Source organism: Streptomyces aurantiacus (assembly GCF_001418335.1).
GTDB lineage: Bacteria > Actinomycetota > Actinomycetes > Streptomycetales > Streptomycetaceae > Streptomyces > Streptomyces aurantiacus.
In genome coordinates this window covers 1-6850 of record NZ_LIPP01000437.1, presented here as the reverse complement: position 1 = coordinate 6850, position 6850 = coordinate 1, and the positions used below count along the sequence as shown (strand labels likewise).

6 protein-coding genes are annotated in these 6850 nt (G+C 63.5%); 2 read left to right on the top strand and 4 right to left on the bottom strand.

Translation table 11 applies throughout. The features are described from left to right. Positions 1-1001: 1001 nt before the first annotated feature. On the bottom strand, positions 1002-1901 hold the full coding sequence (locus AOK01_RS38075; RefSeq protein WP_079104080.1) for a radical SAM/SPASM domain-containing protein: 900 nt from the start codon (positions 1899-1901) through the stop codon (positions 1002-1004). Positions 1902-2123: 222 nt separating this feature from the next. Between AOK01_RS38075 and AOK01_RS38070 the strand changes: the two genes are divergently transcribed. Then, on the top strand, positions 2124-3353 hold the full coding sequence (locus AOK01_RS38070) for a helix-turn-helix transcriptional regulator (protein ID WP_055519908.1): 1230 nt from the start codon (positions 2124-2126) through the stop codon (positions 3351-3353). A gap of 51 nt (positions 3354-3404) precedes the next feature. On the opposite strand, the gene AOK01_RS38065 is transcribed toward AOK01_RS38070, so the two are convergent. Both AOK01_RS38065 and AOK01_RS38060 read right to left on the bottom strand, forming a co-directional pair. Then, positions 3405-3599, bottom strand: a complete 195-nt coding sequence (locus AOK01_RS38065; RefSeq protein WP_055519906.1) for a DUF397 domain-containing protein — start codon at positions 3597-3599, stop codon at positions 3405-3407. Next, the gene (locus AOK01_RS38060; RefSeq protein ID WP_055519904.1) at positions 3596-4444 is read right to left on the bottom strand and encodes a helix-turn-helix domain-containing protein; all 849 of its coding nucleotides are present in this window, start codon (positions 4442-4444) and stop codon (positions 3596-3598) included. The genes AOK01_RS38065 and AOK01_RS38060 overlap by 4 nt, the downstream gene beginning before the upstream one ends. A 208-nt stretch (positions 4445-4652) precedes the next feature. Between AOK01_RS38060 and AOK01_RS38055 the strand changes: the two genes are divergently transcribed. Then, entirely contained in the window at positions 4653-5330 is a 678-nt protein-coding gene (locus AOK01_RS38055) for an ATP-binding protein (protein WP_055519902.1), read from the top strand. A 170-nt stretch (positions 5331-5500) separates the two neighbouring features. Here the strand turns inward: AOK01_RS38055 and AOK01_RS42190 are convergent. Next, positions 5501-6850 (bottom strand): DNA cytosine methyltransferase (locus AOK01_RS42190; protein WP_342671091.1); only part of this gene is annotated, 1350 nt, incomplete at its 5' end.

Sequence of the window (6850 nt, the reverse complement as noted above, 5' to 3'; positions counted from 1 at the left end):
CAATCCGCCCAAGAGGAGAAAGCCAGTCACTCTTCAGGTCATCAAGAGCAGCCGCGGTCTCACCAGAGGGAGCCTGCTCCCGCAGAAGGGCAACCCAGGAATCCAGCACCCCCGTACTCACCCCAACCACCCCCCTGGCCCGAGACACCACGAACTCACCCTCCCCCGGGGCGAGCCGCTCCCTCCATTATCCCTCACTCTATGTAATTGCGCCAGGTCGAACGAGTAACCAAAAGAACGAGCAAACCCTGCAGGCGCACGCCACCCACGCTCGCCACAACAAGCGCAGCCCACGCTCCGACAGCCGCCAACCCAACCAGGCGTGCCGGCGAGACGCGACCGCGCCCGCAAACTCCGCCCCACAGCCCGACCGACCCGCCCGCGTCCCACCCAGCGGGCCCCACCTTTCCGGGCCGCACGCTCGCTTCTCACCCGTGCTGGAGCGGGCCGGGTCAAGGGGGAAGCGCAGCGCAATCGCCGCAGGCGACGGCCGCAGGCCGCCCTTGACGCGGCCCGCGGAGGCACGAAACTGCTAAGAAGCGTGCGGCCCAAACGGCACTGAGGAAGCGCGGCTCACCACCCCCCGCCCGCTCCTTCCAGAACTCCGGAGACCAGGAGAGCGCGGGTCAATGGCCGGCAGACGCAGGGGCGCTCTGTTCCCTCACCTCAGCCAATCGCCGCTGATACAGAGGTCCGGCAGCGAAAGCCCCTCTTGCCTCACTCGGCGTGGACAACTCCATAAGGTGATGGGCTACGGCCTTGAGGTGCGCGGACCAGGCCAACACATGCTGTTGAGCGGTCCGCCCACATTCCTGCGGTTCACCGGGAAGGCACAACGGGAGCTGGGGGCCCAGCTTGTTCGCCGCATGCCGGACGTAGCGCGCGATCGCGGCCCATTCATCGTCTGTCCGCTGTACGGCGTTGCTGGTGCTTTCCAAACCCCACGGTCCGAAGTCGTCCCCGTGATCGTCCATGCGCGCACTCCTGATCATCGCAGCGGATCAAGTCGGTACGCCGATCGTATCGGCGCTGTCTGCTTCCCTGGGGTCACAGTGCCCGACTGAGGGAACACACGGACCACACGGGCCGCACATGGGCAGGAACTGAGGCGGAGTACACGACTGCGCACCTTCTCCGTGCACGGCCGTGATGTCCGCAAGGACTTCCGTCATCCGTTCCCCGCCCCAAATCTCAGCCAGGGGAGAACTCAGCACGTTTCCGATGTTCAGGAATCGGCCCAGGACGCATGGCCACACGTCACCGGTCGGGCCGATGGCGCATTTCTCGTGAGCGCAGTGTCCGCACAGATCGCTGATCGTCGGGACGGCTCCCTTACTGGCCCGTCCGAATGCCCGGGTCCTGTCTCCGCCCACCAAGCCCACGCCGAGCGCCGTGAGATCCCTCGCCGCCGCTTGGACGCGTTGACCTTCCCGGACCGCCACGACTCCGCCGCGAAGCGGGATACCGAGGCTCAGTGCCTTTTCCACGTTCGCCCGCGTTCGTTGGTGAGAACCTCTGAGCCGGGTTACCGAGTCGTGCTCTTCCGCCGTGTCGGAGTAGTACGACGTGGCGAGTTTGACCGCGCATTCCTTGAATGTCTCCCACAGCTCTTCCCGGATGTGTGTCATGTTGGAGAACACTTCGACGGACAGTCCAGAGTCATGAGCGTGCCGGATCAATGCCGGAAGGCTCGGATACAGGGTCGGTTCGCCACCGATGAACTGAACGTCAAGTGTTCCGATGTCGACGAGTTGCTCAATGACGTGTAACCAGTCCTGGACGGTCAGGATGCCGTGCGTTCCCTTGGGTGAGGAGTCCGCATAGCAGTGATCGCAGAACTCGTTGCACAGTCCCGTGACCTCCAGCCACGCGAACTTGAGTGAGTTTTTGGCAGCGCTCATCACTGGACTCCTTGCGGGGGTTGTCTCGCTGTTCAGGGGATAGGGACGACGCCGGCAGGTGGGGCAGGCCAGTCACATCCGCACCCGGGCCCACAGTGCGAAGGGTGCCAGCCCGGTCCGCTGTGCCGTCTCGTCGGCTCGGCTCCGCGGAACAAGCGTCTTCCCTGAAGCGATCAGCGACTAGCGGCCCCGTGTAGGCCAACTGTCGGCCAGAATCGACTCATGGGCAGCAGCATCGGGGCCAACATCCGGCACCTGCGCGAACAGCGGGGGTGGAGTCAGGCACGGCTGGCGAGTGAGGTCTGCCGGGCAGCGCGAGTATCCGGCGAACCAGTCGGACGGCAAGAGGTCAGCCGGTGGGAGACAGGCAAGCGCACCCCTCGCGAATGGCTGCCGTTCCTCGCCACCGCGCTGGGCGTGACTGTGGATGCCCTCGGTGTCGTTCAGAAGGCCGCTGAGCCCGCTTTACCGACCCTGGCTGATTTCCTGCCCGAAGGGGACCCCCTGAGCCGGCTGGAATGCCGTACGGGGCGACGCGTCGGAATGGGAACCGTGGACGAACTGCGGCAGCGGGTGCACGGGCTCAGGCTTGCTGATGACGTGCTTGCAGGTGGGGACCTGATCCGGCCCGCTCTCAGAGACTTGAGACGCGCGGTGAAGCTGTACCGGGAAAGCGCACACACCAGCGAAGTGGGACGGCACCTGCTGTGCCAAATCGCGGAGTTGGCGCAGATCGCGGGTTGGATCGCCAGCGATGCCGGGCAGCACGAAGAGGCGGAGCGCATCTACCGGCTCGGGATCAGTGCTGCACGGCAGGCGGAAGGGCACACGCTTGCGGGGAATCTAGCCGGATCGCTCGCCTACCAAATGAGTAATACCGGCCGGGAATCCGAAGGGCTGACGCTGGCACGTGCCGCCCTGACCGACGCCGGCAGCGAAGCACCCCCGAAGGCTCGTGCGCTGTATCTGGACCGTGTGGCATGGGCTTACACGAGATTCGGGGGCGCGGCCAACGGACAGCAAGCCATGCGTGCGTTGGGAGAAGCCGGACAGGCGCTCAGCGAGGACAACGAGGGAATCGAGTCGCCTGTCTACCTGTATTGGGTGGACGCCGGGGAGCTCAAGGTAATGGAAGCGCGTGTCTACACGGAGCTTCACCGACCTTTGCGCGCTGTGCCGTTGCTCCGGGAAGTCCTTGGCGGCTACGACGCGACACACGCCCGGGAAATGGCTCTGTACTTGTCTTGGCTTGCCGTCGCTCTGACTGACGCCAACGAACCGGAAGAGGCGGCGGTCGTCACTGAGCGCATCGTTTCTCTAGGATCTGGCACCTCGTCGGAGAGGGTGGCGGAACGATTGCGTGTGATTTTCGGTCGGTTGCAGGACTACGCGGGTGTGCCGGAGGTCGCTGCCCTGCTGGCCGAGCACCCTGAGCGCACGTCTCGGACGTGATATCGCACTCGGGCCCCGGTCGCTTCTCTCGTTCCGTCACCGGAGATGGCTTTACAGCACCCGAATGAAGGCATGCCAAGCGTCCGTACGAACGGTGAGTACGGGTCCGTCGGCGTCCTTGGAGTCACGCAGGCGGGCTCCGCCGACGGTGTGGGCGAACTCGACGCACTCACCGCCCGCGCCGTTGCTGTAGGAGGACTTGAGCCACGACAAGGGGGCGTCGGGAGCAGATCGCGCAATCTTCATCCTGCGTATTCCTTAAGAACGGACTTGATCAGCTGGGCGGAGCGCTGAGGGCTCAGGGCGGCGGCCCTCAAGCCGTCGAAGGCCCTGGTGTACTCCCGCACATGATGCTCGCCTTCGAGGTAGACGGCGTCGGTGATGCCGTCCCGGTACACGATGTCCGGGTCCTCCTGGTCGGGAAAGCCGAGCATGGTGAACGATCCCGTGACGGGGTAGGTGCCTGAATCGAACGGTAGGACCTGCAGGGTGACACTCGGCAGCTCCGCTGACTCAAGGACGCGTTCGAGTTGCTCTCGCATCAACGCCCTCTCCCCGATGACGTTGCGGAGAGACCCCTCGTTCACGACAAACCATGCGTCCGGAGCCTCGGGGCGCGTCAGCATGGTTTGGCGCTCCATGCGTACCCGTACGGCCCGTTCGATGTCCTGGGCCGGCAGGTGAGCCCCCGTCCTGTGCAGTTCGCCCGCGTACGCCGGAGTCTGCATGAGCCCGGGGAGCAACTCGCACTGGTACTGGCGGAACGTGGAGGCTTCCTGCTCCAGGCCGATGTAGATGGAGAACCACTGGGGCACCCCCGATCCGTGCTCCTGCCACCAGCCGCGTGTCTTGGCCTGCCGCGCAAGAGACTTCAGGAACTCCCGCAGCTCGTCGCCGGTCTCGTAGTAGCGGCACAGCGCATCGATGTCGGATGGCTGGACCCTGCCGCTTCCCGTCTCCATCCGATTGACCTTGGAGCCACTCCAGTCCAGCGCTGCACCGACTTGCGCGCAGGTGAGTGCGTTGGCCTCGCGCAGCTTCTTCAGCTCGATCGAGAGACGACGACGGCGTGCCGTCGGTGAACCTGCCATTCCCAACACCCTTCGCAGTAACTGGCGATCAGTCTCGTGCCAAGGGGCGAGCTTGCCAATCACTCAGAAGTGGGAATCCCGCTGTGCACATTGCAAAACGAGATACGCAGGCATCATTCTGGGCAAGGACGCTGCTCACTGCGTGTGTTCGCGCCACTCCGCCTTGCATCCGAAGTGGAAGGCCAGGCGAGCGACGAAAGGGGATCCGATGCTTGAGGAAGCCTGCATGTCTAGGAAGCCGTGGGACTTGGCCTTCATGGCCGAACCTGAGGAGGTGGCTGCCTTGCGTCGCATCATGCGGTTGCACCTGAAGGTCTGGGGACTGCATGAGGTCACCGACGAGGCCCAACTCTGCGTGAGCGAGCTCGTGTCTAACGTCATCACGCATGTGGGCCGTGGCACGCCGGTTACGCTCGCGCTCTCGATGAGCGGCACGCACTTGCGCATCGAAGTCCACGACCCCGATACACGTGCCCTTCCCACCCTGATCGACGCGACGTCGGACGCCGAGACCGGTCGAGGTATGGCACTCGTCAGCGCTATCGCCGCCCGCTGGGGCGTCCAACTTCTCCCCAGCCAGAAAGTGACCTGGTGTGAGTTGGCAACCGGCCTCACTTCTCCGAGCGGTCATGTTGAGCGACCTGGCGTAGACCGGGCCGAAGCACTGCTGGACTTTTGCGTGACAGCGACGCTTGGTTCCGAGTCGAGAACGAGCAGGCAGAGCACGGCTGTGGCTCAGGATGTCGTGATCGGTGTAATCGCTGACTTCCTCCACTGGCTCCGGGTGCACGGATGCGACGAGGAGGAGGTCCTGGAGCGTGCCCAGATTCGCTTCGAGGCAGAGGTCACGGAGATCGGCGATCTACCTTGTAATGCCTTGCGATGAGCAAGCTCTTCGGGCGTGGCCGAGGGCGTTGGTGGCCGTAGACGGTTGTGCTGCGATGACCTGCACTCGGCGGGCGGAGCGAGTTCGAGGCTACTCCGAGCGGGCAATGGCGGCCAGGGTGACTTCCTACGCACTGGACGCGGCTGGGTCATCCGATCGTTCGATCTGGGTCAGGCGCGCAAGTGTGCGTGGATTGCCGAGGCAATGGCCGTTCCGAGGGGAATGGGAACAGCGTTGCCGATCTGCCGAGCGATGTCGGTCTTCGAGCCGCACCAGCGGAAGTCGAGGGGGAATCCCTGTATGCGGGCGGCCTCGTAATGGGTGATTGGGCGAGCCTCGGTGGGGTGGAGGTAGCGACCCTTTTCGGGCTTGAAAAATTCGGTTCGGATGGTTACCGAGGGCTGACCCAGGCGTAGCCGACCCATTACATCTCCCGTGCCGGTGTTGTGGTTGTCCCAGCTTTCAGTCGAGAGATATCGGAGCACTGTTTTCACGCCTGCAGGATTGGGGGTGTCGAAGATTCGGATCTTTCCATCCTTGTTCACCGTGAACCACTTGTCCCGCAGATTCTTTCGGTTCCCGCCGGGAGGGATGGCTTGATACCGAGCCATCGACAGTGGTTCCGGATTTCGTCCGAAATGAAGATCGGGCGTGGTGAAAATTCCAGGCAGGAAGGTGTCCACATCAGGGACGAAATCCTTACTGTCTGGGAGCTCGGTGCCTCGGATCGAGAGAAACGATGATTCATTGAATACATCGTCCACCGCTTTCCAGTAAGGCAGACCGATATTGATCCCGTCGAACGGCTGAGCCGGGGTACCACTGTCGTTTCTCGGTCGCCGGATATGTGTTGTGGTCGGGTATGTCATCGTGCGATCTTTGTCGACATCGCGGCGCACACCGATGACGATGGCGCGCCGACGCGCCTGGGCTGCGCCGTAATTGGCAGAGTTGAGGAGATAGCGTTTATGCTTTTTCTCCTCAGTGTCGGTCTGTTCGTGGCCGGGGGGGTCGACGAGTCGATAGTCGGCCAGTAGACCGCCCTCCGCCACTTCACTGAGGAGATTGCCGAACTCGTCTGACTTCAGGAAGCGATCAACATTTTCAATCACGAAGACCTTGGGTCGAATTTCGGCGACGATTCGAACGTATTCCTCCCACAGGCGGTTACGTTCTGCACCTTTTTTGAGGCGGTTCAAGGCTGAAAAGCCCTGACAGGGAGGTCCTCCGACCACCACGTCTGCTTGGAGGGCTCCATCTGACGGCGCCCAGCCCTCAATGTCTTCGCGATGGACACGAGCGGCCGGGAGGGTCGTATCCAGTCGGTGACTTCCGAAGTTTGCGGCGTAGGTAGCAGCCGCAGCGAGGTCGTGCTCGACCGCCGCGACGCTGCGGAAGACCGGCCCGTCCTTCTCTGCCCCCATCGGCCGGAACTCGTGAAACCCTTGTGTGAACCCGCCGCACCCGCTGAACAGGTCTACGACAGTGATCGGCTCGGGGGGGAGGGGGCGGGGCGTGTG

What these genes read in the sequence shown, in the direction of transcription:
- AOK01_RS38075 (WP_079104080.1), bottom strand. Translation starts at nt 1,901, where the DNA reads ATGAGCGCTGCCAAAAACTCACTCAAGTTCGCGTGGCTGGAGGTCACG.
- AOK01_RS38070 (WP_055519908.1), top strand. Translation starts at nt 2,124, where the DNA reads ATGGGCAGCAGCATCGGGGCCAACATCCGGCACCTGCGCGAACAGCGG.
- AOK01_RS38065 (WP_055519906.1), bottom strand. Translation starts at nt 3,599, where the DNA reads ATGAAGATTGCGCGATCTGCTCCCGACGCCCCCTTGTCGTGGCTCAAG.
- AOK01_RS38060 (WP_055519904.1), bottom strand. Translation starts at nt 4,444, where the DNA reads ATGGCAGGTTCACCGACGGCACGCCGTCGTCGTCTCTCGATCGAGCTG.
- AOK01_RS38055 (WP_055519902.1), top strand. Translation starts at nt 4,653, where the DNA reads ATGCTTGAGGAAGCCTGCATGTCTAGGAAGCCGTGGGACTTGGCCTTC.